General features: G+C 62.2%; 26 protein-coding genes. 8 read left to right on the top strand and 18 right to left on the bottom strand.

Annotated features, from left to right (window positions below):
- The first annotated feature begins 130 nt into the window (after positions 1-130).
- Positions 131-754, top strand: coding sequence for a LysE family translocator (locus C2L65_RS20240; protein WP_009770396.1), 624 nt, complete (start codon positions 131-133; stop codon positions 752-754).
- A 74-nt stretch (positions 755-828) separates the two neighbouring features.
- Here C2L65_RS20240 and C2L65_RS20235 read toward each other — a convergent pair whose 3' ends face one another.
- The 3 genes from C2L65_RS20235 to oxlT all read right to left on the bottom strand — a co-directional run bounded on the left by C2L65_RS20235 (position 829) and on the right by oxlT (position 4743).
- Positions 829-2280: an aldehyde dehydrogenase family protein gene (locus C2L65_RS20235; RefSeq protein WP_042311136.1), complete on the bottom strand. Its 1452-nt coding sequence runs from the start codon at positions 2278-2280 to the stop codon at positions 829-831.
- Between the two features lie 69 nt (positions 2281-2349).
- Positions 2350-3369: a LysR family transcriptional regulator gene (locus C2L65_RS20230; protein WP_042311137.1), complete on the bottom strand. Its 1020-nt coding sequence runs from the start codon at positions 3367-3369 to the stop codon at positions 2350-2352.
- Positions 3370-3402: 33 nt separating this feature from the next.
- Positions 3403-4743: an oxalate/formate MFS antiporter gene (gene oxlT / locus C2L65_RS20225; RefSeq protein WP_042311139.1), complete on the bottom strand. Its 1341-nt coding sequence runs from the start codon at positions 4741-4743 to the stop codon at positions 3403-3405.
- A gap of 349 nt (positions 4744-5092) precedes the next feature.
- On the opposite strand from oxlT, the gene C2L65_RS20220 reads away from it, so the two are divergent.
- Together C2L65_RS20220 and C2L65_RS20215 are read left to right on the top strand one after the other, a co-directional pair.
- A complete protein-coding gene (locus tag C2L65_RS20220; RefSeq protein WP_042311141.1) occupies positions 5093-6037 on the top strand; it encodes a LysR family transcriptional regulator in 945 nt (314 codons plus the stop codon).
- Between the two features lie 96 nt (positions 6038-6133).
- Positions 6134-6391 carry a hypothetical protein gene (locus tag C2L65_RS20215; RefSeq protein WP_042311185.1) on the top strand — a complete coding sequence of 86 codons (258 nt, stop codon included), beginning with the start codon at positions 6134-6136 and terminating at the stop codon, positions 6389-6391.
- Between the two features lie 109 nt (positions 6392-6500).
- Here C2L65_RS20215 and C2L65_RS20210 read toward each other — a convergent pair whose 3' ends face one another.
- Together C2L65_RS20210 and frc are read right to left on the bottom strand one after the other, a co-directional pair.
- Positions 6501-7058 (bottom strand): hypothetical protein, encoded by a 558-nt coding sequence (locus tag C2L65_RS20210; RefSeq protein ID WP_042311143.1) that lies wholly within the window; start codon positions 7056-7058, stop codon positions 6501-6503.
- Between the two features lie 57 nt (positions 7059-7115).
- Positions 7116-8363: a formyl-CoA transferase gene (gene frc / locus C2L65_RS20205; protein WP_042311145.1), complete on the bottom strand. Its 1248-nt coding sequence runs from the start codon at positions 8361-8363 to the stop codon at positions 7116-7118.
- Positions 8364-8670: 307 nt separating this feature from the next.
- On the opposite strand from frc, the gene sucC reads away from it, so the two are divergent.
- On the top strand, positions 8671-9882 hold the full coding sequence (sucC, locus tag C2L65_RS20200; RefSeq protein ID WP_042311147.1) for an ADP-forming succinate--CoA ligase subunit beta: 1212 nt from the start codon (positions 8671-8673) through the stop codon (positions 9880-9882).
- A 1-nt stretch (position 9883) separates the two neighbouring features.
- The gene (gene sucD / locus C2L65_RS20195; RefSeq protein ID WP_042311149.1) at positions 9884-10759 is read left to right on the top strand and encodes a succinate--CoA ligase subunit alpha; all 876 of its coding nucleotides are present in this window, start codon (positions 9884-9886) and stop codon (positions 10757-10759) included.
- Between the two features lie 62 nt (positions 10760-10821).
- Here sucD and C2L65_RS20190 read toward each other — a convergent pair whose 3' ends face one another.
- Both C2L65_RS20190 and C2L65_RS20185 read right to left on the bottom strand, forming a co-directional pair.
- The gene (locus C2L65_RS20190; RefSeq protein ID WP_090838433.1) at positions 10822-11502 is read right to left on the bottom strand and encodes a GntR family transcriptional regulator; all 681 of its coding nucleotides are present in this window, start codon (positions 11500-11502) and stop codon (positions 10822-10824) included.
- Between the two features lie 24 nt (positions 11503-11526).
- Positions 11527-11742: a hypothetical protein gene (locus tag C2L65_RS20185; protein ID WP_036001001.1), complete on the bottom strand. Its 216-nt coding sequence runs from the start codon at positions 11740-11742 to the stop codon at positions 11527-11529.
- Positions 11743-12343: 601 nt separating this feature from the next.
- On the opposite strand from C2L65_RS20185, the gene C2L65_RS20180 reads away from it, so the two are divergent.
- The gene (locus tag C2L65_RS20180) at positions 12344-13747 is read left to right on the top strand and encodes an L-lactate MFS transporter (protein ID WP_042311153.1); all 1404 of its coding nucleotides are present in this window, start codon (positions 12344-12346) and stop codon (positions 13745-13747) included.
- A 22-nt stretch (positions 13748-13769) separates the two neighbouring features.
- The gene (locus tag C2L65_RS20175) at positions 13770-13895 is read left to right on the top strand and encodes an MFS transporter small subunit (RefSeq protein WP_036000996.1); all 126 of its coding nucleotides are present in this window, start codon (positions 13770-13772) and stop codon (positions 13893-13895) included.
- Between the two features lie 86 nt (positions 13896-13981).
- Here C2L65_RS20175 and C2L65_RS20170 read toward each other — a convergent pair whose 3' ends face one another.
- The 10 genes from C2L65_RS20170 to C2L65_RS20125 form a co-directional block, all read right to left on the bottom strand.
- Positions 13982-15196, bottom strand: a complete 1215-nt coding sequence (locus tag C2L65_RS20170; RefSeq protein ID WP_042311156.1) for a sensor histidine kinase — start codon at positions 15194-15196, stop codon at positions 13982-13984.
- 110 nt (positions 15197-15306) lie between these two features.
- Positions 15307-16068, bottom strand: coding sequence for an ABC transporter permease (locus tag C2L65_RS20165; RefSeq protein ID WP_036000988.1), 762 nt, complete (start codon positions 16066-16068; stop codon positions 15307-15309).
- Positions 16065-17012: an ABC transporter ATP-binding protein gene (locus C2L65_RS20160; protein ID WP_036000986.1), complete on the bottom strand. Its 948-nt coding sequence runs from the start codon at positions 17010-17012 to the stop codon at positions 16065-16067. The genes C2L65_RS20165 and C2L65_RS20160 overlap by 4 nt, the downstream gene beginning before the upstream one ends.
- Positions 17013-17098: 86 nt before the next feature.
- A complete protein-coding gene (locus C2L65_RS20155) occupies positions 17099-17452 on the bottom strand; it encodes a Rieske (2Fe-2S) protein (RefSeq protein WP_042311158.1) in 354 nt (117 codons plus the stop codon).
- Positions 17449-18339, bottom strand: a complete 891-nt coding sequence (locus C2L65_RS20150) for an intradiol ring-cleavage dioxygenase (protein ID WP_042311159.1) — start codon at positions 18337-18339, stop codon at positions 17449-17451. Before C2L65_RS20150 ends, C2L65_RS20155 begins: the two co-directional genes overlap by 4 nt.
- A gap of 64 nt (positions 18340-18403) precedes the next feature.
- Positions 18404-19462, bottom strand: coding sequence for a maleylacetate reductase (locus C2L65_RS20145; RefSeq protein ID WP_042311161.1), 1059 nt, complete (start codon positions 19460-19462; stop codon positions 18404-18406).
- A gap of 33 nt (positions 19463-19495) precedes the next feature.
- A complete protein-coding gene (locus C2L65_RS20140; protein WP_042311164.1) occupies positions 19496-20959 on the bottom strand; it encodes an aldehyde dehydrogenase family protein in 1464 nt (487 codons plus the stop codon).
- Between the two features lie 91 nt (positions 20960-21050).
- Positions 21051-22046 carry a hypothetical protein gene (locus tag C2L65_RS20135; RefSeq protein ID WP_042311166.1) on the bottom strand — a complete coding sequence of 332 codons (996 nt, stop codon included), beginning with the start codon at positions 22044-22046 and terminating at the stop codon, positions 21051-21053.
- Positions 22047-22072: 26 nt separating this feature from the next.
- On the bottom strand, positions 22073-22564 hold the full coding sequence (locus C2L65_RS20130; RefSeq protein WP_042311168.1) for a cupin domain-containing protein: 492 nt from the start codon (positions 22562-22564) through the stop codon (positions 22073-22075).
- A gap of 221 nt (positions 22565-22785) precedes the next feature.
- Positions 22786-23751: a LysR family transcriptional regulator gene (locus C2L65_RS20125; protein WP_009770382.1), complete on the bottom strand. Its 966-nt coding sequence runs from the start codon at positions 23749-23751 to the stop codon at positions 22786-22788.
- A 333-nt stretch (positions 23752-24084) separates the two neighbouring features.
- On the opposite strand from C2L65_RS20125, the gene C2L65_RS20115 reads away from it, so the two are divergent.
- Entirely contained in the window at positions 24085-24432 is a 348-nt protein-coding gene (locus tag C2L65_RS20115; RefSeq protein ID WP_042311173.1) for a DUF3564 family protein, read from the top strand.
- Between the two features lie 84 nt (positions 24433-24516).
- On the opposite strand, the gene katE is transcribed toward C2L65_RS20115, so the two are convergent.
- Positions 24517-26619: a catalase HPII gene (gene katE / locus C2L65_RS20110; protein WP_042311174.1), complete on the bottom strand. Its 2103-nt coding sequence runs from the start codon at positions 26617-26619 to the stop codon at positions 24517-24519.
- Positions 26620-26788 lie beyond the last annotated feature (169 nt).

The following is a 26788-nucleotide window of genomic DNA, read 5'->3' as shown; positions in this document are numbered from 1 at the left end:
CGCAATTTCCTTCCGCTGCGGCATGTCCGCAGCCAGCATTTCGCTACAATCGGATATTCCCCATCTGAATTCGCCGCCGCGCGCGCCATGCGAACCAACGCCGCGCGGCGGCCCGTCCGAGCGAGCCGTCATGTCTCTCACCGCCTGGCTGTTTTTTCTTCCCGCGTGCTTCGCGATCAACATGGCGCCCGGGCCCAACAATCTGCTGTCGATCAACGTCGCCGCCCGGCACGGCTTCATGACGGCATTCGTCGCCGGCAGCGGGCGGCTGGTCGCGTTTGCGGGCATGCTGGTGCTCGCTGCAACGGGACTTGCCGTCGTACTGCACGCATCCGAATTGTTCTTCCTCGCGATCAAACTGGTGGGCGCCGCCTATCTGATCTGGCTTGCTATCCAGCTGTGGCGCAGCGACGCCGGACCGATGGACGCGCTGAAACAGGACGACGCATCGCTGTGGCGCATCGCGCGCCAGGAATGCTTTGTCGCGGCGGGCAATCCGAAGGCGATTCTGGTGTTCACCGCTTTCCTGCCGCAATTCGTCGATATTTCGAAGCCGATGCTGCCGCAGTTCGCCGTGCTCGGCGCGAGCTTTCTCGTGCTCGAATGGTTCGCGATCGCGCTGTATTCGTGGGCGGGCATGTATCTCGGCAAATGGCTGACGCGCGCCACCGTGCGCCGCTGGTTCAACCGCTGCTGCGGCGCATTTCTCGGCGCGATCGGCGTGAGCTTTCTGCTGGTGCGGCGCTCGAGTTGAATCTTCGCCGCGGCGCTTAAAAAAAACGGATCGGACGCAATACGTCCGATCCGTTTTTTATTGCCGCGCCGCGATCAATGTTCGAGCGCGAGCCAGATCGACTTCGGTTCCGTAAAGTTTTCGATCGCGACATCGCCGTGTTCGCGGCCAAAGCCCGAATCACCCGAGCCGCCCCACGGCAGGCGCACGTCGGTATAGCCGTAGGTGTTGATCCACACTGTGCCCGCCTTCAGCGCATGCGCGACGCGATGCACGCGGCCGATATCCGCGCTCCACACGCCCGCCGCGAGGCTGTACGCGGTGCCGTTCGCGATGCGCACGGCGTGCTCTTCGTCGTTGAAGCGCACGACGCTTGCCACTGGCCCGAAGATTTCCTCCTGCGAGATGCGCATTTCGTGCTCGACGTTCGCGAACACCGTCGGCTCGACGAAGAAGCCCTTCTGCCCGATGCGCGCGCCGCCCGTCACAAGTGACGCACCTTCGTTGCGACCGATGTCCACGTAATCGAGCACCGTCTTCATCTGCGCGGCCGACACGAGCGGGCCCATGGTCGTTTCCCGCTCGGACGGATCGCCGACCTTGAGCGCTTTCGCGCGCGCCGCGAGGCGCTCGACCACTTCGTCGTAGACATCGCGATGCGCCAGAATGCGCGAGCCCGCCGAACACACCTGCCCCGTGTTGAAGAAAATGCCCGAGGCGGCCGCGCGGACCGCGTTGTCGATATTCGCATCGGCGAAAATCACGTTCGCCGATTTGCCGCCGAGTTCCAGCGTCACGCGCTTGAAGTTGCTCGCTGCGCCTTGCAAAATCCCGCGCCCGACGGACGGCGAACCCGTGAACGTCACCTTGTCGATGCCCGGATGCGCGACAATCGCATCGCCGACCACGCGCCCCTTGCCCGTCACGATGTTCAGCACGCCAGGCGGCACGCCCGCCTCCAGCGCAAGCTCACCGATGCGCAGCGCGGACAGCGGCGTAATCTCCGCGGGCTTCACGACCATCGTGCAGCCGCATGCGAGCGCGGGCGCGATCTTCCACATGCCGATCATCAGCGGGAAATTCCACGGCACGATCGCGCCGACCACGCCGACGGGCTCGCGCACCGTGTAGGTCAGCGCGTCGGGACGCACGGGCACGACCTGGCCGTTGATCTTGTCGCACCAGCCGGCGTAGTACGCGAGCGTGTCGATGGCGGCGGGCACGTCCTGGCGCTTGACGGCGGCGAGCGGCTTGCCCGCGTCGAGGCTTTCCAGCGCAACGATTTCGTCCTGCCGTTCGCGAAGCAGTTCGGAGAAGCGCATCAGGATGCGGCCGCGCTCGGCGGCGCGCATGCCGTTCCACACTTTCAGCGCGGCGCGTGCGGCCTTGACGGCCGTATCGACATCCTGCGCGCTGCCTTGCGCGACGAGCGCTATCGGCTCTTCAGTCGCGGGGTTGATGTTGACGGTGTATTCGCCGGTGCCGGGCGGCAGCCGCTTGCCGTCGATGAGAAGATCGTAGCGTCTGAGGTCGGTTTCAGTGTCCATCTCGTACTCCTTGCGATTGCGATATAGCTTCTTCGCGAACCGTTGGCTGAACCGCCCGCACCCTCGCGCTTATGAAGCACGCATCAGCGCCTCATCGGGTACGCACGGCATCGGTTCGTGTGTGGCTCCTTTTATGGCTGGATTGATAGATGCTGCACCAGGCGTCGCGGACGCGCCAGCATGGTCGGGCAATTCCTTGCCGGCGAACAGCGCCCAGACGGCTTCGGCATTCGGTCGCAACGAGCGGTTGCGGCGGCGCACCAGCATCGTCGTCACGGACACCTCAGGCACGAGCGGAAGCGCGACGAGCGACGCCGGCAGCGCGGCGGAATGTTGGTCCACGGGCAATACGCCAATGCCGAGACCGAGTTCGATCATGCGCAACGCCGCGGCGAGATGCCCGCATTCGTTGGCGCGCGCCGCATCGATACGATGCATGTTCAATGCCCGCTCTGTCACGTTGCGCGTGCCCGCTTCCGCATTCAACGTGACGAGCTGTGTGACAGTCCTGGTATTGCGCAGCGCTTCCCAGTGCAGCGCGGCACCGGAGGCGAGCGGATGCGCCTGCGGCAGCACCGCGCACAACGGCGTCGAGACGAGCGGCTGCGTGTGAAAGGCATCGGCGCCCGCGACGTGCGCGTCGCACAGTACGCCGAAGTCAACTTCGCCCTGCTCGATGGCGGCGAGCACGGCATGTTGAGGCTGTTCCTTCGCGGTGACGATCAGGTCGGGGAAGATCGCGGCGCTGCGCGCGAGCCGCTCGGGCAGCCAGCCCGACGACGTCACGGGATCGCATGCGACCACCACGACGCCCGTGTGCTCCTCGTGCGCGGCACGCTCTTCGCGCAACGTCAGTTCGATTTCCTCGATCAGGCGCCCGATGCGCCGTTCGAGCCTTGAACCCGCTGTCGTCAGTTCGACCTGCCGCGTGGTGCGATCGAAGAGGCGCAATGCAATCGCCTCTTCGAGTTCACGCACGCACCGGCTCACGGCCGACTGGGTCAGATCGAACTCGCGCGCCGCGCGGGTGAAACTCCGCTGACGCGCGACGGCGACGAACACCTTCAATTGCTGCAACGATACGTTCATGTGTTCAGGTCGCCAGGTTGAAGTGAAACGTGTTTATTCGCCCGTCTGTTCCGGCCAGTGACGCAGGGCCGGTCCGTTTGCCGCCAGTTCCGGCTCGCGTTCGTGAGACGCCTCGTTCGATGTCGCAATCCAGCGCGCACGCATCGGTGCGAGCACGAATTTCGCCGACACGCCCGCCGCAATCGTGATGACGGCCGAGACGATGAACACCAGGTTCCAGCCGCCCGTCGCCGCGAGCACGGAAGCGATCGGCACGATCAGCGATGCCGTGCCCTTCGCGGTATAGAGCGTGCCCGCATTCGCCGCCGCGTACTTGCTGCCGAACGTGTCCGCGCAGATGGCCGGGAAGATCGAGAAGATTTCGCCCCAGAACAGGAAGATCAGCGCCGCGAACGTCATAAACGCATACGGGTTCTGCCCATACTCCATCAGCCCGAGCAGCGCGAGCCCTTCGCCGATGAAGATCGCGAACATCGTGTTTTCACGGCCGAACTTGTCGGAGATGAAGCCGCACAGCGGACGCGTGAAGCCGTTGCAGACGTTGTCGATAGAGAGCGTCATCGTCAGCAGCGGCAGCGTGGCGCCGAACAGCGTCATCGGCAGTTTCGCGAGGCCCCAGTCCTTCGCGATCGGACCGAGCTGCGCGGTCGCCATCAGGCCGCCTGCGGCAACTGCAACGAACGAGGCATAGATCACCCAGAACACAGGCGACTTGATCATCTGGCCCGGCGTGTAGTCCTGCTTGGTGACCGCGAACTTGCGTTTGGCGGGCGGTGCCTTTGCGCCATCAGGCTTTCTCAGCAACAGCGCGAGCACGAAAATGCACACGCCCTGCAGGATGCCGAAGAACATGAACGTGTGCTCGTAGCCCGTGCGCGTGATCATGTTTGCAATAGGAATCACCGTGACGGCCGCGCCTGCGCCGAAGCCCGCTGCCGTCAAACCAGCGGCGAGACCGCGCTTGTCCGGGAACCACTTCAATGCGTTGCCGACGCACGTGCCGTACACGCCACCCGCGCCGATACCGGCGATCACGGATGCGGCGTACAACTCCGGCAACGTCGTCGCATAGGAGTTCATCACCCACGCGAGGCCCGCGCAGATCGCGCCGCCCGCGACGACGGGACGCGGACCGAAACGGTCGACCAGCCACCCTTCCACCGGCACCAGCCACGTCTCGGTCAGAATGAAGATCGAGAACGCCAGCTGAACTTCAGCCTGCCCCCAATGATGCTTTGTGCTCATCGGTGTGACGAACAGCGTCCACGCGTACTGAAGGTTGGCGACGAGCGCCATACACAGGATGCCAAATGCTAGTTGCCACCACCGGTTGCGCCAGAACGCAACGGGAGCTTGCTGAGAAATGCTGTTCATGTGCCTGTCTCCGCTATCTATTTAGGGCAGCCGGCCAAAGCGCCGGTCTGTATGCATGCCACCTTATAGTTGTGTCCCCAAACGGGCTGCTTCGGGGTATTGCGCAATGCCAATTCCACTACTTCTTTTCTAAAAAAACCTTTAAGCCGATTTACCGTCTGCTTTATTCGCCTGTTAAAAGTACCTGTCACCGGCTCTTGTATTTGTCGCATCGGAGCCTTGTTTTAAGCGTTAACCCGATGCTTGTGCTGCGAATCGTCCATTACAGAATCCATGCTAGGGTCAATGCTGAATTACTGATAATTAAAGTTTGTTACCATGAGGATTCACCTTCGCTTATACATCCGCCATGACAATGCGTAACGCGACCCTCCGCCAGCTGAAAGTCTTCGAAACAGTGGCGCGGCATCTGAGCTTCTCGCGCGCGGCGGAGGAACTGCATCTCACGCAGCCCGCCGTTTCCACCCAGGTCAGGCAGCTCGAAGAGCACGCCGGCTTGCCGCTTTTCGAGCAGCTCGGCAAGAAGATCTACATGACGCCGGCGGGCACCGAAATGCTTCACTACAGCCGCGCGATCATTCAGCAATTTCATGAAGTCGACGAAGCGATGGGCCAGCTCAAGGGCATATCGGGCGGCAAGCTGAACGTCGCCGTGATCAGCGCGGGCGACTACTTCTTTCCGCGCCTGCTTGCCGAGTTCACGCGTCGATACGCGGGTGTCGAGTTGAATCTTGCCGTACACAACCGCGAAGAACTGCTGCATCAGCTGTCGACCAATCAGACCGATCTCGCGGTGATGGTGCGTCCGCCGCAGGAAATGGATGCGATCAACGAAGTGTTCGCGCCGCATCCGTATGTGATCGTCGCGGCGCCCACGCATCCTCTTGCCAACAAGCGCAACATCAAGATCAGCCAGCTTGCGAGCGAGGCCTTCGTGGTGCGCGAACGCGGCTCGGACACGTGGAATTCGATGGAAGAAGGCTTTGCGGGACGCCTCACGAACCTGAAGATCGCGATGGAAATCAAGAGCACCGAGACCATCAAGCAGGCCGTGATCGCGGGCATGGGTATCGCGTTTCTGTCCGCCCATACGATCAGCCTCGAATTGCAGGTCGGGCATCTCGTCGTGCTGGATGTCGAAGGCTTTCCGGTGATGCTCAACTGGTACGTCGTGCATCGCAAGAACAAGCGGCTGCCGCCCGTTGCCGTGGCGTTCAAGCGCTTTCTGATGGAAGAAGGCGCGGCCCTGATCGAGCAGATTACGCGCGTGAATCAACTTGCCGTCCATAAGTGACGCGCTATGGATAGCCAATAAAACTTTAACTATTGCGGATTCATTGCGGCTCCTATGCTTCTGACGAGCCTCGTCACTCGACACAGGAGCATTGCGATGAATCAGTCTGCCGATCTGCACAATGAAGCGCTGCTGAGCGCCTACAACGCCGCGTTCAGCGATCTGGGCCTGCGGTTTCGCTGGAGCCAGGCCACGCTCGATTTCTTCGACGATGTCAGCAATGAAATGGCGCGCATTACCGCCTATATCGAGCGCTTTCAATCGCATCTGCTCAACGCCTATGAAGCCGACTTTCTCGCGCAGCTGATCTTCGACCGGAAGAGCCAGTTCTATCGCGAGTCCGTCGCTCAATGACGCAGGGTTGCAGTTCATCGATGACTCTCTCCGTCGGCTGTGCTTCGTGAATCTGACGATTCGCGAAGCGCGGCCGTCCTGTGTTTTGTTCAGTGACTTTTCAGTGACTTCAGTGACGCTTGACCTGATAACGTTGGCGGCTGCGCACGCGCATCGCAGCGTGCGTCATATGCAGGCTCCTCGCAGCTGACAGGCAGCGCGCCTGCGTGCGGCGCGGATTGCTCGTCCATGTCCAGCGCTGCATGAAATCGTCGGCGGCTTGCATGCGCGCAGGGTCGCCGTCCCACGCGACGCGCAACGACACTTCACGCCGCGCCAACATGCCGCAATGCGCAGGCGCGCGCGCATCGTGCGCGTGCGTGGTCAGCATCACATGCGCGCCCAGCGCAGCCGCCAGCAGGCTCACAGCAAATAGAGCCGCGATGCCCGGCAGTTGCGCCGGCTCGTTGACAAAAGCGTAACCAAGCCAGATACACAATCCCATCGCCAGCAGATCGACGATCTTGTCGCCCGCCGCGACTTGCCGCATGTTCCGCCCGCGATGCGTGAGCCGGTTGACGAATGCGGTCGACGCGATCGCCAGCAGCAATGCGCCTGAAAACACGAACACATACAGCTCCAGGCGCTCGAGTCCCGACCACGCGATGAAGCCCGCACCTTCCGGCATGTCATCTCCTTGCGTCGCGCATACGCGCGTGTTCCGCTTGTTCGTTTTGTGCTTCGCTCAGATCGCGCCAGCTGTTCTGAGCGCTTCGATCTGTTCACGCGAATAGCCGAGTTCGGCCATCACTTCGTCCGTGTGCTCGCCGAGCAGCGGCGAGCGCGTCACGTCCGTCGGGCTGTCCGACAGCTTGATCGGGTTGCCCACCGTCAGATACTTGCCGCGAACCGGATGATCGACCTCGACGATCGTGCCCGTCTTGCGCAGCGAGTCGTCTTCCGCGATCTCCTTCATCGACAGGATCGGGCCGCACGGAATGTCGTACTTGTTCAGGATTTCCATGGCCTCGAACTTGGTCTTCGTCATCGTCCAGCGTTCGATCTCGGCGAAGATTTCCTTCAGGCGCGGCAGGCGTGCGGTCGGCGTCGCGTACTCGGGGTCGGTAGCCCACTCTTCCTTGCCGATCACGTTGCAGATCTTCACCCACACGGGTGCCTGCGTGATGAAGTAGATGTACGCGTTCGGGTCGTGCTCCCAGCCCTTGCACTTCAAAATCCAGCCCGGCTGCCCGCCGCCCGACGCATTGCCCGCACGCGGCACCGCCTCACCGAATGTACCGTTCGGATACTGCGGATATTCCTTCATGACACCCGTGCGTTCCAGCCGCTGCTGGTCGCGCAGCTTCACGCGACACAGGTTCAGCACGCCGTCCTGCATCGCCGCGAGCACCTTCTGGCCGCGGCCCGTCATGGTGCGCTGATAGAGCGCCGTCACGATGCCCAGTGCCAGATGCAGGCCCGTGCCGCTGTCGCCGATCTGTGCGCCCGTTACCACCGGCGGGCCGTCATCGAAGCCCGTCGTCGAGGCCGAGCCGCCCACGCACTGCGCGACGTTCTCGTAGACCTTGCAGTCTTCATACGGCCCGGGACCAAAGCCCTTGACCGACGCGACGATCATCTTCGGGTTCAGCTCCTGGATGCGCCCCCACGTAAAACCCATGCGGTCCAGCGCGCCCGGCGCGAAGTTCTCCACCAGCACGTCGCACTTCTGGATCAGCGCCTCGAGCACGAGCTTGCCTTCGGGATTCTTCGTGTCGATGGTGACCGAGCGCTTGTTGTGGTTGAGCATCGTGAAATACAGGCTGTCGGCATCGGGGATGTCGCGCAGCTGTTCGCGCGTGATGTCGCCTGCGCCCGCGCGCTCTACCTTGATCACGTCTGCGCCGAACCACGCGAGCAACTGCGTGCAGGTCGGGCCTGATTGCACGTGGGTGAAATCGAGAATGCGCACACCGTCGAGTGCCTTGCCCATGTTGTGTCCCCTCCGAGCACTTGACGCTCTGTTTTCGATCGTCCGTGTTCTATACGGTATGTGATATATCTAATCGCTGCAAGCGCTTTCACCTTCGTAAGCAGAATCCTTGAGAAACGATAAAAGCCTTGCGAAACAAGGCGAAGACGCCAAATTTCGCATTAAGGACTCGCTTCACAAAGGGAAAACCCCGATCCATTTATCTGCTTGAGCATCTCTGATATATCACATACCATATTTCTACCCTGAGCCGACCGCCCTTTCAATTGACGCCACGGAGCGTCGAATCCACTCAGCGAGGAGACAGGTGAACATTCACGAATATCAGGCGAAGGAACTGCTGAAGGGCTATGGCGTCGCCGTGCCGAATGGGCGCGTCGCGTTCACGCCTCAGGAGGCGGAGGACGCGGCGCTTGCGCTCGGCGGCTCGGTGTGGGTCGTGAAATCGCAGATTCATGCGGGCGGGCGCGGCGCAGGCCGTTTCGCCGACGATCCGAACGGCAAAGGCGGCGTACGCGTCGTCAAGTCAGTCAGCGATGTCGGTCTCGATGCGGCGCAGATGCTGTCGCACGTGCTCGTCACGAAGCAGACGGGGCCGGCGGGACGCGAAGTGAAGCGCGTCTATGTCGAGGAAGGCTGCGCGATCGAACGCGAGTTGTATCTCGGCATGCTGATCGACCGCAGCACGTCGCGCATCACGGTGATGGCTTCGACGGAAGGCGGCATGGAGATCGAGGAAGTCGCCGCACGCACGCCCGAAAAAATCCTGAAAGTCGCAATCGATCCCGCGACGGGTCTGCAACCGTTCCACGCGCGCCAGATCGCGTTCGGCCTCGGGCTGACGGGCAAGCAGATCAAGTCGGCGACGCAGTTCATCGCGAACGCGTATCGCGCGTTCGTCGAACTGGATGCGTCGATTGTCGAGATCAATCCGCTCGTCGTCACGCAGCAAGGCGACGTGATCGCGCTCGACGCGAAGATCAATTTCGACGACAACGCCCTCTTCCGCCATCCGTCCATCGAAGCGCTGCGCGACGAAGCGGAAGAAGACGCCGCCGAACTGGAAGCCGCGAAGCATGGCCTCAACTACGTGACGCTCGACGGCAACATCGGCTGCATGGTGAACGGCGCGGGCCTCGCGATGGCGACGATGGACATCATCAAGCTCTATGGCGGCGAGCCGGCGAACTTTCTCGACGTGGGCGGCGGCGCAACCAAAGAACGCGTCGCGACCGCGTTCCGCCTGATTCTGCGCGATCCCAAAGTGGAAGGGATTCTGGTCAACATCTTCGGCGGCATCATGCGTTGTGACGTGATTGCCGAAGGCGTCGTGAGCGCCGCGCGCGAAGTGGACTTGCGCGTGCCGCTCGTCGTGCGGCTGGAAGGCACGAACGTCGAACTCGGCAAGCAGATCCTGCGCGACTCGGGCCTGCCGATTCTCTCGGCCGATCATCTCGCCGACGCAGCGAGCAAGGTGGTCGCCGCAGTGAAGGAAAACAACGCGACGGAGGCGAACTGACATGGCCGTACTGATCGATCGCAACACGAAAGTGATTTGCCAGGGCTTCACGGGATCGCAAGGCACGTTTCACTCCGAGCAGGCGCTCGCCTACGGCACGCTGATGGTTGGCGGCGTCACGCCCGGCAAGGGCGGCGCGGCGCATCTCGGGTTGCCCGTGTTCGACACCGTCGCCGATGCCGTCGATGCAACGGGCGCGAACGCGTCCGTGATCTACGTGCCGCCGCCCATGGCCGCTGACGCGATTCTCGAAGCCGTCGATGCGGAGATTCCCCTCGTCGTCTGTATCACCGAGGGCATTCCCGTGATCGACATGGTGCGCGTGAAGCGCGCGCTCGCGGGGTCGGCAACGCGCCTGATCGGGCCGAACTGTCCGGGCGTCATCACGCCGGGCCAATGCAAGATCGGCATCATGCCGGGGCACATTCATCGTCCGGGCAAGATCGGCGTGGTGTCGCGCTCCGGCACGCTGACCTACGAAGCCGTCGCGCAAACCACGGCGGCAGGCCTCGGGCAGACCACGTGCATCGGCATTGGCGGCGATCCCGTCAACGGCACGAACTTCATCGATTGCCTGGAGATGTTCCTCGCCGACGACGACACGCAAGGCATCATCATGATCGGCGAAATCGGCGGCTCGGCTGAAGAGGACGCGGCGCAGTTTCTGAAGGATTCAGGCTCGAAGAAACCGGTAGTTGGTTTCATTGCAGGAACGAGCGCGCCGCCCGGACGCCGGATGGGGCATGCGGGCGCGATCATCTCGGGCGGCAAGGGCACGGCGGGCGCGAAGATCGACGCGATGCGCTCGGCGGGCATTCACGTCGCGCAGTCGCCGGCGGCGCTCGGCGAGACGATGCTCAAAGCCATGCAGTCATGATGTGAAAAAGGCCAGCGGACTATCAGTTCCGCTGGCCTTTGGATACATCGAGCAGCAAACGCTCAGTCGAGAAAATCGCAATTCGCTTCGACGAAAGCCGCCAGTCCCAGCGAGTGATCGCGCACGAGACGCTCGGCGAGTTCGGTGTCGCGCTTTTCCAGTGCCTCGATGATGCGCAGATGATCGACGATCGAGCGCGACGCGCGGTCGCTCTGCGAGATCGTCATGCGACGGATCGCGCGCACGTGGATAAAGATGTTCTTGATCGTGTCGAGAATGATCTGCGACTTCGACAGCTGAACGATGGACTGATGGAACGCGATGTTCGCGTCCGAATACTCGGCGATATGTTCGGCCGGCGTCGAATCACGGAACTGATCGAACATGTGCCGCAGCCGCGCAATTTCCTCGTCGGTTGCGTGCAGCGTGGCGAGACGCGCGGCCATGCTTTCCAGCGCGGCCCACATCTGGATCATCTCGACGATCTCACGCTTGCTCTTGCGCACAATATAGATGCCGCGCCTCGGCACCATGCGCAGAAAACCTTCCTGCTCCAGCAGCGTCATCGCCTCGCGCACGGGCGTACGGCTCACGCCCAGCGATTCGCTCAGCGCGCGCTCGTCGAGGCGAATCTCTTCACTTGACGCGTAAATGTCGGCATCCGCGATGGCCTGACGCAATAACGCGTAGGCCTGATCGCGGAGGCTGGCGCTGTTGCCGATGGGCTGCAGCGCCAGAGGCAGGTTCAGTGCGGGTGTGGACACTGCTTAGTTCGACGAGCCGACCGCGTTCATCGCGGCTTCGACACGCGCGCGGTACGGCGTAGCTTCACGCACGGTAGCGGCTTCAAGACCGACATAACGCCCGTGCTTCGATGCCAGTTCGGCGACATGCTGCGGAATCCACTTGGTCAGCAGCACGGTTGCGGCCGAACCCAGGCCCACGACAGCCACGGCGAAGAATGCAAGCGATACGAAATCCATTTGATGCTCCCGTCATTGAGTGATTCGATGACTCAATCATATGCTGCGTCGCGGAAAAAATCAAGTATGTTGTATGTGGTATATCAGATACAGTTGTTCAGCGGCCGCAACAATGCCAACGTAGCACGCCGGGCCCGGAACCGCGATGGCTGGCCGTCCCAGCCGATACTGTGCTTTTTCGTCCGCTGCAAACTGTACTTCTAGAAGCGTTTGTCAGTACCAAAACGACGTCCAACGCTATTCCAAAAAGCCACGCGCGAGCCTTTCTATGTGCGTACGCAGCAACTGGCGCGTCCAAATCGATTCGGCCCCGAAATGAATACCGGCGCGTGGCGCGTCAAGCGGTCACCTGCGGCAGCATGTCGCTTGAAATCGCTGTATCCCGCTGCGCACAACGGTCCCGGCGGTTTTCATATGCATTTAATTCTCATATTGCCAAGCTGATCGCGGGCACCTATCGTCTCGCCATTGCCGAATTTGGCCTCCAGGTAGCACGTTTCTAAATATGTTGCAGCCCAGCATATCTTCCGAAATTTGCGCTACCTCAAGTTTTGGCAATAGCAACCGATAACCAGACGTTTAGCCCGATCGGAGACCGACCATGAGCAGCATCACTGAGCCCGGCGGTAACGCCAGCTCGCCATCATTCTTTTCAAAACAGGCAACGATCGCCCAACCTGGCTTTTCCCGCTGGATGGTGCCGCCTGCCGCCCTCGCCGTGCATCTGTGCATCGGCCAGGCCTATGCGTTCTCCGTTTTCAACGGGCCGCTCACCAAAGTCATCGGCATCACGCAGTCCACGCCGGACGACTGGTCGCTGACCACGCTCGGCTGGATCTTCTCGCTCGCGATCGTCTGCCTCGGCTTGTCGGCGGCGTTCGCCGGCAAGTGGCTCGAAAAAGTCGGTCCGCGCCGCACGATGTTCACGGCCGCATGCTGCTTCGGCGGCGGCTTCATCGTCTCGGCGATCGGCGTGTGGACGCACCAGATCGCGCTGCTGTATCTCGGCTATGGCGTGATCGGCGGAATCGGGCTCGGGCTCGGCTACGTGTCGCCCGTGTCGACGCTGATCCGCTGGTTCCCGGACCGCCGCGGCATGGCGACGGGCATGGCGATCATGGGCTTCGGCGGCGGCGCGATGATCGCCGCCCCGCTGTCCGTCGCGCTGATGAACCACTTCAAGAGCGCGACGAGCATCGGCGTGGCTGAAACGTTCATCGTGCTGGGCATCGCGTACTTCATCTCGATGTCGATCGGCGCACTCGCGATCCGCGTGCCGCCCGTCGACTGGAAGCCGGCCGGCTGGACGCCGCCCGTCGAGACGAAGCAGAAGATGATCACGCGCAATCACGTGCATATCGACCAGGCACTGAAGACGCCCCAGTTCTATCTGATCTGGCTGGTGCTGTTCCTGAACGTGACGGCGGGCATCGGCATTCTCGGCCAGGCTTCCGTGATGATCCAGGAAAGCTTCAAGGACACGGTGAGCGCCGCTGCTGCTGCGGGCTTCGTCGGCCTGCTGTCGCTCTTCAACATGGGCGGCCGCTTCGTGTGGGCGTCGGCGTCGGATTACGTTGGCCGCAAGAACACGTATTTCATCTTCTTCGCGCTGGGCGCCGTGCTGTACTGGCTCGTGCCGAGCTTCGCGTCGACGGGCAACATCGCGCTGTTCGTGCTGTGCTACTGCGTGATCCTGTCGATGTACGGCGGCGGCTTCTCGACCGTGCCGGCCTATCTCGCGGACATGTTCGGCACGGCGTTCGTCGGCGGCATTCACGGGCGTCTGCTGACGGCGTGGGCGGCAGCGGGCGTCGCGGGCCCCGTGCTCGTCAACTACATCCGTGCCTATCAGGTCGCGCATGGCGTGGCGAAAGCGGACGCGTACACGATGACCGTCCACATCATGACCGTGCTGCTCGTGATCGGCTTCATCTGCAACCTGCTCGTCAAGCACGTTCACGACAAGCATCACATGACGGACGCGCAACTCGCGGCCGCCAAATAAGGTCAGACAAAGGAGAAACACAATGTCGACGCAAACGCCTCATCCGACGAACAAGGGCCTGCTCGCCGTGTTCTGGGTGTATGTGCTGATTCCGCTGACGTGGGGCGTGGTGAACACGCTGCTGCAGGCGATGAAGCTGTTCGGCTGAGCCGATTTCAGCACCGCAGTTTGAAGAAGGCCGGGCATCGCTGCCCGGCCTTTTTTATTGCGCTAGCGCTTCTGCGCGTCCGCGGTTCAGGCGGGCGCAAGCTGCATCGGGAACGTGATCTCGAACGTCGTGCCGACGCCGCGTTGTGAATCGAAGCGCAATTCACCGTCGAGCATGCGTGACAACTCCTTGACGATAGCGAGGCCGAGACCCGCGCCGGGCACGTCGTCGTCATTGGCGCGCTCGAACTCCTTGAACACGCGATCGCGATCCGATGCGCCGATGCCCACCCCCGTATCCGACACGCGCAGACACCATGCGTCGTTGCCGCGCGCCCTGATTTCCAGCGTCACCTCGCCTGCCTTCGTGTACTTCGACGCATTCGTCATCAGATTGATCGCGATCTGCTTGAGCTTGAGGCGGTTCGACTGCACGGACGCCAGTTGCCCGTCGAACGATGCATTCAGCTTGAGCCCTTTCTCGCGGATCGCCGGGCCGCACGAAGCGACCAGTTCTTCGAACAGCGCGTGCAGATCGACGGTTTCGACAGCGGCCTGATTCGTGTCGCCGAGCACGACCGAATACTCGACCAGTTCATCGACCAGCACCTTCATGTCGGCGGCCTGCCGGTTCGCGAGCGCAAGCGCGGCCTCGGTTTTTGCCGGCGCGCGCGCGACGAGCTGCAACGCCATGGAAAACACATTGAGAAAGTTTCGCAGATCATGCACGACGCTGCGCGTGATCTGCATGCGCGACTCGTACAGTTCGCCGACCAGTTTCTGCTTGAGAAGCAGTTCGTGATTGGCGCGTTCGAGCCGCCCCGTATACTCGTCGATCTTGCGATCGCGTTCCGTGACGACTTCACGTATCGACGTCAGCGTGACGAAGCTGACGGCCTCGTCGATGAAATAGCGCGCACGTTCTTCGTGACGCCGCGTAAAGGCGGGATGCGTCTCCGCGTACTGGACGACCGCGCCCATCAGCACCTGGCGGAACAGATCGAGCTCGCGCACGAGTTCGTCGATGCGGTAGCCCTGCTTCCAGCGCATCTTGCCGTGCAGCTTCGCCTTGCGCTCGATTTCGGGCTCGACCTCTTCGAGGTCCTGCTGATCCAGCGCGCTGCACATGGAATCGAGAATGTCGGGTACGTGGTCCGTCAATTGCTCGTTGGTCAGACGGTCGGGTTCCGTCAGCTCGACATCGCTGAACACGGCCTTCAGCCAGCGTTCAGTCAGCTCGACCTCGTTATTGCGGACGTGCGCGGCGAATGCGCCGAGCGGTCGTGATTGCGTCGTGGCCATGGTTGTCGCTCGCGTCTCGCTGAATGCGCCATGCTGCGATATCGAACGGCTGCGATGCGGTGTCCCGCAGCCTCTCCCATGTCGGCTTCGCGCCAACGACGTTCATCGTACTACGACTTCAGGCGATAGCCCGTTTTGAATATCCACGCGATCACTGCAAGGAAGATGCAAAGAAACAGCGCGGTCATGCCGAGACTGATGCCGACGCTGACATCCGCGAGCCCGAAGAAGCTCCAGCGAAAGCCGCTGACCAGATAGACGATCGGATTGAACAGCGTGACGATTTTCCACGCGGGCGGCAGCATCGCGACCGAGTAGAAACTACCGCCGAGAAACGTCAGCGGCGTGATGATGAGCAGCGGCACGAGTTGCAGCTTCTCGAAGTTGTCGGCCCAAATACCTATGATAAAGCCGAGCAAACTGAAGGTAACGGCCGTCAGCACGAGAAACGCGATCATCCAGACGGGATGCTGCACCTGCAACGGCACGAACAGCCCCGCCGTGGCCAGAATGATCAGACCGAGAATGATCGACTTGGTCGCCGCCGCGCCGACATAGCTGATCACGATCTCCAGATACGACACGGGTGCCGACAGCAGTTCGTAAATGGTGCCGGTGAAGCGCGGAAAATAGATACCGAACGACGCGTTGGAAATGCTCTGCGACAACAGCGACAGCATGATGAGCCCCGGCACGATGAACGAACCGTAGCTGATGCCCTCCACTTCGCGGATGCGCGAGCCGATCGCCGAGCCGAACACGATGAAATAGAGCGACGTCGAAATGACGGGCGCGATCACGCTCTGCATCAGGGTGCGCCCGGTGCGCGCCATTTCGAAGCGGTAGATTGCGCGGATGGCATGGATGTTCATCGCACGCTCTCCTCTTGTTGTTGCTTGTGTACGAGACTCACGAAGATGTCTTCGAGCGAGCTTTGTGTGGTGTGCAGGTCCTTGAAGCGGATACCCGCTTCGCTGAGATCGTTGAGCAGCGCGACGATGCTGCTGCTCTTCTCGCGTTCGGCGTCGTACGTGTAGATCAGTTCGCCGTTGTCGTTCGCAAGCTCCAGCCCATAGTCCGCGAGCGACGCTGGAATGCTCGCGAGCGGCGTTTCGAGTTGCAGCGTCAACTGCTTCTTGCCGAGCTTGCGCATCAACTCCACTTTGTCTTCGACGAGCATGATCTGGCCACCGTTGATCACACCGATGCGGTCGGCCATCTCTTCCGCTTCTTCGATGTAATGCGTGGTGAGGATGATCGTCACGCCGTTCGCGCTCAGCGAGCGCACCAGCTTCCACATATCGCGGCGCAGTTCGACGTCGACGCCCGCCGTCGGCTCGTCGAGAAACAGGATGCGCGGCTCGTGCGACAACGCCTTGGCGATCAGCACGCGCCGCTTCATGCCGCCCGACAACTGGATGATGCGGCTATTGCGCTTCTCCCACAGCGAGAGATCGCGCAGCACCTGTTCGATATGCGCCGGATTCTTCGGCTTGCCGAACAGGCCACGGCTGAACGAGACCGTCGCCCAGACGGTTTCGAAGGCATCCGTGGTCAGTTCCTGCGGTACAAGCCCGATTAGCGAGCGCGCGGCCCGGTAGTCGTTGCGGATATCGCGGCCGTCGACGGTCACGGTGCCTTCCGTCGCATTGACGATGCCGCAGATGATGCTGATGAGCGTGGTCTTGCCCGCGCCGTTCGGCCCAAGCAATGCAAAGATTTCGCCTTGGCGAATGGACAGGTCGATACGCTTGAGGGCCTGGAAACCCGACGCGTATGTCTTCGACAGATTCGAGACCGAGATGATGGGTAGCATAGACGCGAACGATAGCAGATACCGCCCCGCCACGCCGTTACTCTGCCCGATTTGACGTTCCAGCGCCGCCCACGCGCGCGGATTCGTCAAGCGGCGTCGTCTTCCTGACTTTCGATCACCATCCGCGCTTCGACGCGCACGGGGACGCGCGTCAACGCTGCGCCAAGGCAAGGCCCATCGACGCACACGCCGTCCTCGAAGCGGAACATCGCGCTGTGATGCGCGCACATCAGATGCTCGCTGTCATAGGTCCAGAAAGTGTCCGGCTCGTAGTTGAGCGGGATCGAGAAGTGCGGGCATACATTACGATAGGCCCACGCGCGATCGCCGCGGCGCAGCACGACAATGGCAGCCTCGCCCCCTTCGGCAGACGCGATCTGCCTGCCACCGCCATCGGGGATGTCATCGAGCGGACACAATGCCATTGCCGTCATCATCATGCCGCTCCGCCTGAACGCGTCAGCACGAAGTCGCGTTGCACGTCGAAGAACGGGCTCGGCAAGTCCCATTCCTTCGCGTCGGCGCGGCTCTCGTTCGTCAGGTACTCGACCACGAGCGAGGGCTTCACGCCGAACACCGCATCCGAATCGACATACGGGTCGTCGGAACTGAACAGCGCCGTGGTGAGCGTGTCGTAGCCGGGCGCCTGAATCAGGAAATGCACATGCGCGGGCCGCATCGGATGACGGCCGAGCGCGAGCAGCATCTGGCCGACGGGACCGTCCGTCGGAATCGGATAGGGCGTCGGCTTGATCGAACGGAACGCGTATTCGCCGTTCGGTCCCGAGCGGAAGCGGCCGCGCAGATTGCTCTCCGGCTGGTCCGGGTCCTGTCCTTCGTACATGCCGTTATTGGCCGTCTCCCACACTTCGATCAACGCATTCGGCACGGGCTGGCCCGACTCGTCGATCAGCCGCCCGCGAAACAGTGCCGGCTCGCCTTCCGTGCGGGCGATGTTCGCGCCGAACGCTTCGTCGTGCGCGCCTTCGCGATAGAACGGACCGAGCAGGCTGTGCTCCGTGGCAGCCGATTCCGTCACGTCGTGCTGACGATGAATCGCGTCGAGCATGATCGACAGGCCGAGCGTGTCCGACAGCAGAATGAACTCCTGGCGAATGCCGTCACACTTCTTGCCCGTCTGCGTGAGGAACTCGATGCCGCGCCGCCATTCGTCGCCCGTCAGCTGCACTTCTTCGGCAAACGCGTGTACGTGTTTGATTAACGCCGTCATGATCTCTTTCAGGCGCGCGTCGGCGCAGCCCGAAAGCGTGGCGAGCACGATGTCGGTTGTGGGGTGAACTGCGGAATTGCCGTGTGTCTCTCTCATGATGTCCTCACGCTCTTTTGGCGCTGGTTGCGTTGTTCATTGCTTCAGGAATATAGCGCCTGCGCTATGTGGGCCTGCGTCCTTCGTAAGCATTTTCCAGCAACGCGCGAAGCGGCTCGCGCTCCACCGCGCGCGGATTCCAGTAAGGGCTCTTCAGCGCGAGATCGAGCGCGACATCGATATCGCCTTCCTTCATGCCGATGTCCTTCAGCGCGATCGGCGCGCCGTTGTCGAGCGCGAGATCGAACACGGCTTGCGCGGCATCGTCCGCATGCAGGGCGCGCGCGATACGCTGCATCGCGTGCGGCGCCGCCGCGCGGTTGTACGCGAGCGCATGCGGCAAAACGATCGTGTGCGTCTCGGCATGCGGCAGATTGAACGTGCCGCCAAGCGTATGACACAGCTTGTGATGCAGCGACATGCCGACACTGCCCAACACCGCGCCGCACAGCCATGCGCCATAGAGACACGCGGCGCGCGCATCGAGATCGTCAGGCGTCTTCATCACGCGCGGCAAGCCGTCGCCCAACGCGCGTATGCCCTCTTCCGCCATCAGGCTCATGATGGGATTCGCGTCCTGCGCGTAGAGACCTTCGGCGGCATGTGCAATCGCGTTGATGCCGCTCGTCAACGAAAGCGCGGGCGGCAGTGATATGGTCAAAGATGGATCGTAGATGACCGTCTTCGGCAACACCCGCAAGTCACGGCCTGTCTTCTTCACGCCGCCTTCCGTGAGGCCGTAGATCGGCGTCATTTCCGAACCCGCGTAAGTGGTCGGAATCGCGATGATGGGCAGCGACGTTTCGAGCGCAATTGCCTTGCCGAGGCCCGTCGTCGAACCGCCGCCGATGGCGATCGCGCAATCGGCGCCGACACGTGCCGCGTAGTCGCGCGCTGCACGCGCCGTTTCGACGGGTACGTGCATCACGGCTTCGGCATACACACCCGCCGCGCGCGGCCCGATGCGTTCCGCGAGTTGCTCGGCCTGTGCGCGCTGCTGCGGCGTCGACAGCACGATGGCGCGTTGCGCGCCGAGCAATTCGATCTCGCGGCCCAGATGATCCAGACTGCCGACGCCGAATACGACGCGCGAAGGCAAGCCCTGATAGACGAACGGTTCCATGACGTTAGCGTTCCAGCACGGTTTCAGCACAATTCAGCGCGGATAATAAGGCGGGATCTGCGCATCGACATTGATCCACACCGACTTGGCCTGAGTGTACTCGCGCATCGCTTCGAAGCCCATTTCGCGCCCATAGCCGCTCGCGCCGACGCCGCCGAACGGCGAACCCGGGCTCACGCGCTTGTAGCAGTTGACCCACACCATGCCGCTATGAATTTCGCGTGCAATCAGATGCGCGCGTTGCAGGTCGCGCGTCCACAGTCCTGCACCGAGGCCATATTCCGTGCCGTTCGCAATGGCGAGCGCTTCTTCGTCGGTGCGGAACGTCGTCACGCTCATGAACGGGCCGAACACTTCTTCCTGCGATACACGATCAGTCGGCTTCGCTTCGACGATGGTCGGCTCGACATAGCAGCCGTTGGCGAGCGCCGCGTTGTCCGGCGACTTGCCGCCCGACAGCACGCGTCCGCCCTGCTCGCGCGCGATATCGACATACGACAGCACGCGATCGCGATGCTGGCGCGAAGTCAGCGGGCCCATTTCCGTCAACGGGTCGAGCGGATCGCCGATACGGATCGAACGCGCGAGTGCGACGAACTTCTCCAGCACTTCATCCGCGATCGATTCATGCACGATCATCCGCGACGCGGCGATGCACGCCTGCCCTTGATTATGGAAAATGCCGAACGCGGAGCCTTGCACGACGGCATCGATATTCGCGTCGCTGAACACGACGTTCGCGCCCTTGCCGCCCAGTTCGAGCTGCACCTTCTTCAGATTGCCGCTCGACGCTTGCACGATCTTGCGCCCCACAGCCGTCGAGCCGGTGAACGCAACCTTGCCGATCTCCGGATGCTCGGCGATGTACTGGCCCGCCACATGCCCAAGCCCCGGCAGAATATTGACGACACCCGGCGGAAAGCCAACCTCGGCCATCAGCTCGGCAATCGCGAGACTCGAAAGCGGCGTGAGTTCGGCGGGCTTCATGATTACGCAGTTGCCCGCTGCGAGCGCGGGCGCCATCTTCCAGCTGGTGAACATCAGCGGAAAATTCCACGGCACCACCTGCCCGACGATGCCGACCGGCTCGCGCGTCAAGTAGTTCAGAAAACCCTGCTCGACGGGAATCACCGAGCCTTCGAACTTGTCGGCCATGCCGCCGAAATAGCGGAACGTCGCCGCCGTGCGCGGCACGTCGAGATTGCGCGTGTCGCGGATCGGATGACCGGTGTCGATCGATTCGAGGCGCGCGAGCCGGTCCGCATTCGCTTCGATCGCATCGGCGAGCTTCAGCAGCAGACGTCCGCGCTCGGCGCCCGCCATGTTGCTCCACTTCGGGAACGCCGCTTTCGCCGCAGCGACGGCGCGATCGACGTCGGCGCGATTCGCCATCGCAACGTCGGCGATCACCGAGTTGTCGTGAGGGTTGAGCGTCGCGAGTGTTTCGCCCGAGAGCGATGGCACGAAGCGGCCGTCGATGAAGAGTTGCGTTTGCATGTCAGTCCTGCTCGATGAGGCGTTTGGGCGTGAGCGTCCCCGCGGCGCCGGCTATCCGGCGCCGTGTATCGGAGACCACCAAAGGAAGTGCTTAAAGCTGAATCGGATACGGCGGCAGTTCACCGCTCTCGTAGCGCTTCGGTAGATCGGGCGTCGCGTTCTCCCACACCAGCAACATCGAACGCTTCTGCGAATAGCCCTTGTGGCGGATATCGGCGGGCATCGCGGCAATGTCGCCCGCGTTCATCGTGATGCGCGCACGCGGCTCGCCCGTATCTTTGTCGGCGACATCCCAGATGATCTGATCCGACAGTTGCAGGAACCACTCGACGCGATCGTTGCCATGAAACACGGGCAGCACGAATTCTTCCGTCGTCGGGCAAAACAGGCTCTGCTTGCACACCGACGTCACCGACGGATTCCACGTCACATCCGAGCGCGACAGATACTTGAACAGACTGAACGCATGGAGTTCCTTCTCGAAACCGGGCGCAGCGTGAATCTCCGGCTCGTCCTGCGCGACATCGGCGAATTGTCGATTGATGGGGAAATCGTCGCGCAGCGGCGAATCGCCTTCCAGTCCCGGCATGCGCTTCGTCGCGATGCGCGTGCGTTCGATCGCCGCGATGTTGTCGCCATGCTTCGCGCCGAATGCGGAACCCGTCTCTTCGGGCGCGGCGAACGGGTCGAAGCCTTCGTTGACCCAGTCCCGCAGAATCGCCTTGAAGGTCGCCATGATGACGGGCGTATCGAACTGCTGCGTATGATCGACGGCGGCGTCACGGAAGCTCGCGTTATACGCGCCCGCATACATGTCGACCTTGCCGTAGTGATTGCGCGTGCCGATCACTTCGTCGAAATTTACCCAACCGTAGAAGAAGCCCCACGCGACGTCGCGCATCATCGCGCGCAGGAAGTCGTCGGCGTGCATCTGATGCGAGCGCTGCTCGCCTTTCGCGGGCCACTTGACGGTGACGAAGTAGGCGTCGCGTGAAAACTCGAAATCGCCGAGGCGGAACGTGCGATACCCCGTGGCGGCATCCGGCTCGCCCGCGCTGACGTTTTGCAGCGTATTGACTGTGCTCATGACCGACTCCAGAAAAAGGTTGTGCGTTACTGAATGCAGATGTCTTTCCACTTCTCGACCGAATAGCGGCCCAGAATGGTCTGCACGAGCAGCACGCCTTGTCCTGCCGTCTCGAAGCGATACGCGGCGCCCGCGGGCAACAGCGCCTGATGGCCGCGGCGCAGCCGCACGAAGCCCATGCTCTTTCCTGAAGGCGTGCCGTCGAGCCGCACACTGCCCTCGGTTTGCGCATCGACGAGCGGACCGTCCGAAGGCTTGATGAAATGCACGTCGATCTCGCCGTCCATCACGACGCAGAACTCGTCGTGCGATGCCGTGAACCACGGCGACGTACCTTCCGCGCGCAGCGTTTCGATCACGTACTTGAGGTTCTTGCCGACCACGATCTTCTCGTACGGCGCGGCATGGCTCGCGACTTCGAACACATTCGACATTGCGTAGTGCTCGGGCTTGCCCTTGATAATTTCGATGGAGCCTTTTCGGTAGTTGTCGAGACTCCCCAACCAGGTCTGCTGCATGTCTGCCTCCTTGAATCTGCGTTGATTCTGTCGGCCACGGCTTGCGTGGTCTTGCGTGATTCCATGGACGCAAGAGTAAGTGCCGGGAGGCGCAACAGCAATGATCCGAGGTTCGGCAAATCAGAACGCTGGGTGCGGGCAGATGACCCCAGGGAAATTACCTGGCGTGGTCGTTCAGACCTGCGGGGCGGCCCGCGTGGCCCGCGCGGCTCGTGTGGCGCTCACTGGTCGGCGAGTTCTTCGCCGACGCTCTTCGTATCTTCATCGTCGGGTGCGATGCCGAGCGCCTTGTCCCATTGCGGCTCGCGCAGATAACGCCCGCGCAGGAAGTCGACGAACGCCTTCACCTTCGCCGTCGAGCGATGCGACGCGGGGTACACGGCCGACAGCCACAGCGGCGGCGCAGCGTAATCGGGCAGCACGCGCTCCAGACGGCGTTCGAGCAGATCGGCGGCGGCGACCATCGTCGGCAAATAGACGACGCCCGCGCCCGCCCGCGCGAATTCGAGCAGCAAGTGGACGCTATTGGTTTTCAGCACCGGATTCAGCGCGATTTCGAAGCACTCGTTGCCCTTCATCAGCGGCCACTTGTCGCCCCACGGGTAGTACGAGTAACGCGCGAAATCATGCCGCAGCAGGTCGAGCGGCGTTTCGATCACGGGCTCTTCCTTCAGGTAGCCGGGTGCTGCGCACAGCACGCCGCGCACGGGAAAGAGCCGCCGTTCGACGAGCAGGTTCGACGCGGGTGGATAGATCTGCAACGCGAGATCGAAGCCTTCCTGCACGGGGTCGATCACGCGGTCGTTGACGGTCACGACGAACTCGATGCGCGGATGCGCCTCGCGAAACTCGATCAGCGCGCGCGAGAAATGGCCGAGCGCGAAACCCGGCAACACATGGACATTGAGCGTGCCCGACAGCGACTCGTGCTGCGCGGCCGAGCGGCCGGACAGATCGTGGACCTTGTTGACGAGTTCGGCGCATTCCCGGTAATACGTCTCGCCGATCTCCGACAGACGCACCGCGCGCGTCGAACGATGAAAGAGCGGCACGCCGAAGTGCTCCTCGAGCTGCTTCACGCGCGACGTGACGACGGATTTCGCCACGCCCAGCTGGCGCGCGGCGCTCGCGAAGCTCTGGGCCTCGGCGGCCCGCACGAACGCTTCCATCGACATGAACAGATCCATGCTGTCTCCTGTGCAACGCCTGCTGAATGACGGACCGTTCTCTGCTGCATGGCATGAAGAAGGCCGTTTCCGTTAATACGGTGAGTGTACGTTTTTTCGCGCGCCGCATCGCGATGCGCGGCGAATCAGGATGCCGCGTAAAAACGGCAATCCCGCCGTGCAGTTTGTACAGAACACTGTGCAGCGCAACAGCGTGCATCCTGGCGGCCAGCCTTGCTGCACCGCGAACGCGGACGAATCCCAAAACCTGGAACAACCGTTGCTTTACAAGGCGAAAGCCATTGCCCTGCCGCGAGGTCCGGGCGGCTGCAATCATGCGGACATGGAGGGTTCATGCGTCTGTCGATTCTGATCAATACATCCGACCCGACCGTCAATCACGACTACGCGGTGTTGTGGCTCGACACGATCAACCACGCGTGGACGTCGCAGGATCGTCGCGGCGTCGAGTTGCCGTCGTCGGGCGAGGTGCGCGAGGACGGGCACGTCATGTCGCTGTGCGCGCGCGGCAGCGAAGCGCCGCTCGTCACGCTGTACGGCGTGCGCGTCGACCGGCATGGGAACGTGACGTCGGCACAAGGCCAGGCGACGTGGGTCTCGCACTCACGGCCCGACGCCGTCGCGGGCTTCTGGCGCTTGCAGGCCGTCGAGCGTGAGGGCTCGCCTTCGATGCGCCGTTAGCCGCTTTTCTCCTCGCTCGAAAAAACGCCGTTGCGGCACGATGGCAGCAACGGCGTTTCTACGCCTGCTCGTGCGTCGCTTTCTTCACGCAGGCACGGTCTCAGCCATCTGCCGACGCGCCCATACGCGATGCTGCCCCACCGCTTCGATGAACGGCTTCAACAGCGCATCGACCTTGCCGTCGTCACCGATGAACACGCCATCGCCTTTCTCGGGCAGATGGGCCGCGCTCAATACGTCCTTGCCCGCGCCCGTTGCCGCGATCGCCTTCAGATGCCGGAACGCTTCGAGCACGAAGTGGCGCGCGTCGCCCGATTGCGCGAGCGCCTTTGTGCCCTGCGCGCCGCCTACGACCACGACGCCATCGAACATGATCGACGGCATGCCGGAGATCGTCGCATCAGGGTTCATGCCGTCGATGGGCGCGAGTGTCGGCGCGACCAGCAACGGCGTCGCGCCCTGCGACTTCAGCGCCGCCTGCACGCTCTTGATGGCGGCGCCGTCGCTGCCCGGCGCGGCGAGCACCGCGATCTTGCGTGTCTTGATGCCTGGCACGCCGCGGTTCAGCAGGCTCAACGCTGGCGAAGGCTTTTGCTTGCCTGCTGCCCGCGCGCCGTTGGCAGGCTTCGGCAGGCCGAGACCCTCCGCCACCGTCGCGGCGAGATCCGCATCGAAGTTCGCGAGAATCTCGTTGACCACGCGCGCGCGAATCTCCGGCTTCGTCACCTTGCCCAGCTCGAACTGATACGCGAGTGCGATATGTTCTTTCTCGACGTCGCTCATGCTTTGATAGAACAGCGCGGCCTGTGAGAAATGATCGGCGAACGATTCGCTGCGCACGCGGATCTTCGTGCCTTCCATTGGCTCGGCATAGCTTTCGAAACCGCCATCCTTTGCAGCGGGATCGGTTTCCTTGGGCCATGCGTCGCTCACCGAATTCGGCTCGTACGAGGCCTGGCCTACGTTGATCGTCTGCCTGTGCATGCCGTCGCGCTGGTTGTTGATGTTCGGGCTGACGGGCCGATTGATGGGAATCTCGTGGAAGTTCGGTCCGCCAAGCCGGCTGATCTGCGTATCCGTGTACGAGAACAATCGCCCTTGCAGCAGCGGGTCGTTGCTGAAATCGATGCCCGGCACGACATGACCCGGATGGAAAGCAACCTGCTCGGTTTCGGCGAAGAAGTTGTCCGGATTACGGTTCAACGTCATCTTGCCGATGATCTTCACGGGCACGATCTCCTCAGGCACGAGCTTGGTCGGGTCGAGCAGATCGAAGCCGAACGAATCCTGATCTTTTTCTTCGATGATCTGCACGCCCAGCTCGAACTCCGGATAGTCGCCACACTCGATCGCTTCCCACAAATCACGCCGGTGGAAATCCGGGTCCTTGCCCGCGAGCTTTTGCGCTTCGTCCCACAGCAGCGAATACGAGCCGAGCACGGGCCGCCAGTGCAGCTTCACGAGCCGCATCTTGCCCTTCGCGTTGATGAAGCGGAACGTGTGGACGCCGAAGCCTTCCATCGTGCGCAGGCTGCGCGGGATCGCACGGTCCGACATCGTCCACAACACCATGTGCGTAGCCTCAGGCACAAGCGACACGAAGTCCCAGAAGGTGTCGTGCGCCGAGCCGCCCGTCGGCATTTCGTTCGGCGCTTCGGGCTTCACGGCATGTACGAAGTCGGGAAACTTGATCGCATCCTGAATGAAGAACACGGGCATGTTGTTGCCGACCAGGTCGTAATTGCCTTCCGACGTGTAGAACTTCGTCGCGAAGCCGCGCACGTCGCGCACGGTATCGGCGGAACCACGTGGGCCCTGCACGGTGGAAAAGCGCACGTACACGGGCGTTTGCACCGACGGGTCCTGTAGAAAGGCTGCCTTGGTGTATTCGGCCATCGGTTCGTAGACCTGAAACACGCCGTGCGCCGCCGAACCGCGCGCATGCACGATGCGCTCCGGAATGCGCTCATGGTCGAAGTGCGTGATCTTTTCACGCATGATGAAATCTTCCAGCAACGACGGACCGCGCGGACCCGCGCGCAACGTGTTCTGGTTATCCGCGATCTTCACGCCCTGGTTCGTGCGCAGCGCTTCGTTTTGCGGACGCACGCGCGAGCGTTCGAGATCCTTCGACTTGATATCTTCCGCCGGCGCGGAAGGCTGCTGGTTACGCTGCTTGTTTGCCATCTGTGGGGCTCCTTTGCCTGAAAAACCGCGCGACGCACGGGGGCATCTGCGCCTGCATCGTCAAAGTCTCCGCAAGTGGCGTTCCAGACGAAAGTGAGTCACCGCGAGTCAGTCGTGCTTCTCGTGCGGCACGGGGTTTGCGCTAATGAATGCACGGGCGGGTCAACAA

The organism is Paraburkholderia terrae, from assembly GCF_002902925.1.
GTDB lineage: Bacteria > Pseudomonadota > Gammaproteobacteria > Burkholderiales > Burkholderiaceae > Paraburkholderia > Paraburkholderia terrae.
Note: the sequence above shows the minus strand (reverse complement) of the source record. Positions and strands in the feature narration are given on the sequence as shown.

Excerpts from the sequence above, each read along its gene's own strand:
- C2L65_RS20230 (WP_042311137.1), bottom strand. The coding sequence starts at position 3,369 with ATGAACGTATCGTTGCAGCAATTGAAGGTGTTCGTCGCCGTCGCGCGT.
- C2L65_RS20160 (WP_036000986.1), bottom strand. The coding sequence starts at position 17,012 with ATGCTACCCATCATCTCGGTCTCGAATCTGTCGAAGACATACGCGTCG.
- C2L65_RS20240 (WP_009770396.1), top strand. The coding sequence starts at position 131 with ATGTCTCTCACCGCCTGGCTGTTTTTTCTTCCCGCGTGCTTCGCGATC.
- C2L65_RS20125 (WP_009770382.1), bottom strand. The coding sequence starts at position 23,751 with ATGGATCTGTTCATGTCGATGGAAGCGTTCGTGCGGGCCGCCGAGGCC.
- katE (WP_042311174.1), bottom strand. The coding sequence starts at position 26,619 with ATGGCAAACAAGCAGCGTAACCAGCAGCCTTCCGCGCCGGCGGAAGAT.
- C2L65_RS20175 (WP_036000996.1), top strand. The coding sequence starts at position 13,770 with ATGTCGACGCAAACGCCTCATCCGACGAACAAGGGCCTGCTCGCCGTG.
- C2L65_RS20235 (WP_042311136.1), bottom strand. The coding sequence starts at position 2,280 with ATGGACACTGAAACCGACCTCAGACGCTACGATCTTCTCATCGACGGC.
- C2L65_RS20115 (WP_042311173.1), top strand. The coding sequence starts at position 24,085 with ATGCGTCTGTCGATTCTGATCAATACATCCGACCCGACCGTCAATCAC.
- C2L65_RS20185 (WP_036001001.1), bottom strand. The coding sequence starts at position 11,742 with ATGGATTTCGTATCGCTTGCATTCTTCGCCGTGGCTGTCGTGGGCCTG.
- C2L65_RS20135 (WP_042311166.1), bottom strand. The coding sequence starts at position 22,046 with ATGAGCACAGTCAATACGCTGCAAAACGTCAGCGCGGGCGAGCCGGAT.
- oxlT (WP_042311139.1), bottom strand. The coding sequence starts at position 4,743 with ATGAACAGCATTTCTCAGCAAGCTCCCGTTGCGTTCTGGCGCAACCGG.
- C2L65_RS20130 (WP_042311168.1), bottom strand. The coding sequence starts at position 22,564 with ATGCAGCAGACCTGGTTGGGGAGTCTCGACAACTACCGAAAAGGCTCC.
- C2L65_RS20150 (WP_042311159.1), bottom strand. The coding sequence starts at position 18,339 with ATGAGAGAGACACACGGCAATTCCGCAGTTCACCCCACAACCGACATC.
- frc (WP_042311145.1), bottom strand. The coding sequence starts at position 8,363 with ATGGGCAAGGCACTCGACGGTGTGCGCATTCTCGATTTCACCCACGTG.
- C2L65_RS20180 (WP_042311153.1), top strand. The coding sequence starts at position 12,344 with ATGAGCAGCATCACTGAGCCCGGCGGTAACGCCAGCTCGCCATCATTC.
- C2L65_RS20215 (WP_042311185.1), top strand. The coding sequence starts at position 6,134 with ATGAATCAGTCTGCCGATCTGCACAATGAAGCGCTGCTGAGCGCCTAC.
- C2L65_RS20170 (WP_042311156.1), bottom strand. The coding sequence starts at position 15,196 with ATGGCCACGACGCAATCACGACCGCTCGGCGCATTCGCCGCGCACGTC.
- sucD (WP_042311149.1), top strand. The coding sequence starts at position 9,884 with ATGGCCGTACTGATCGATCGCAACACGAAAGTGATTTGCCAGGGCTTC.
- C2L65_RS20155 (WP_042311158.1), bottom strand. The coding sequence starts at position 17,452 with ATGATGATGACGGCAATGGCATTGTGTCCGCTCGATGACATCCCCGAT.
- C2L65_RS20220 (WP_042311141.1), top strand. The coding sequence starts at position 5,093 with ATGACAATGCGTAACGCGACCCTCCGCCAGCTGAAAGTCTTCGAAACA.
- C2L65_RS20140 (WP_042311164.1), bottom strand. The coding sequence starts at position 20,959 with ATGCAAACGCAACTCTTCATCGACGGCCGCTTCGTGCCATCGCTCTCG.
- C2L65_RS20210 (WP_042311143.1), bottom strand. The coding sequence starts at position 7,058 with ATGCCGGAAGGTGCGGGCTTCATCGCGTGGTCGGGACTCGAGCGCCTG.
- C2L65_RS20165 (WP_036000988.1), bottom strand. The coding sequence starts at position 16,068 with ATGAACATCCATGCCATCCGCGCAATCTACCGCTTCGAAATGGCGCGC.
- C2L65_RS20145 (WP_042311161.1), bottom strand. The coding sequence starts at position 19,462 with ATGGAACCGTTCGTCTATCAGGGCTTGCCTTCGCGCGTCGTATTCGGC.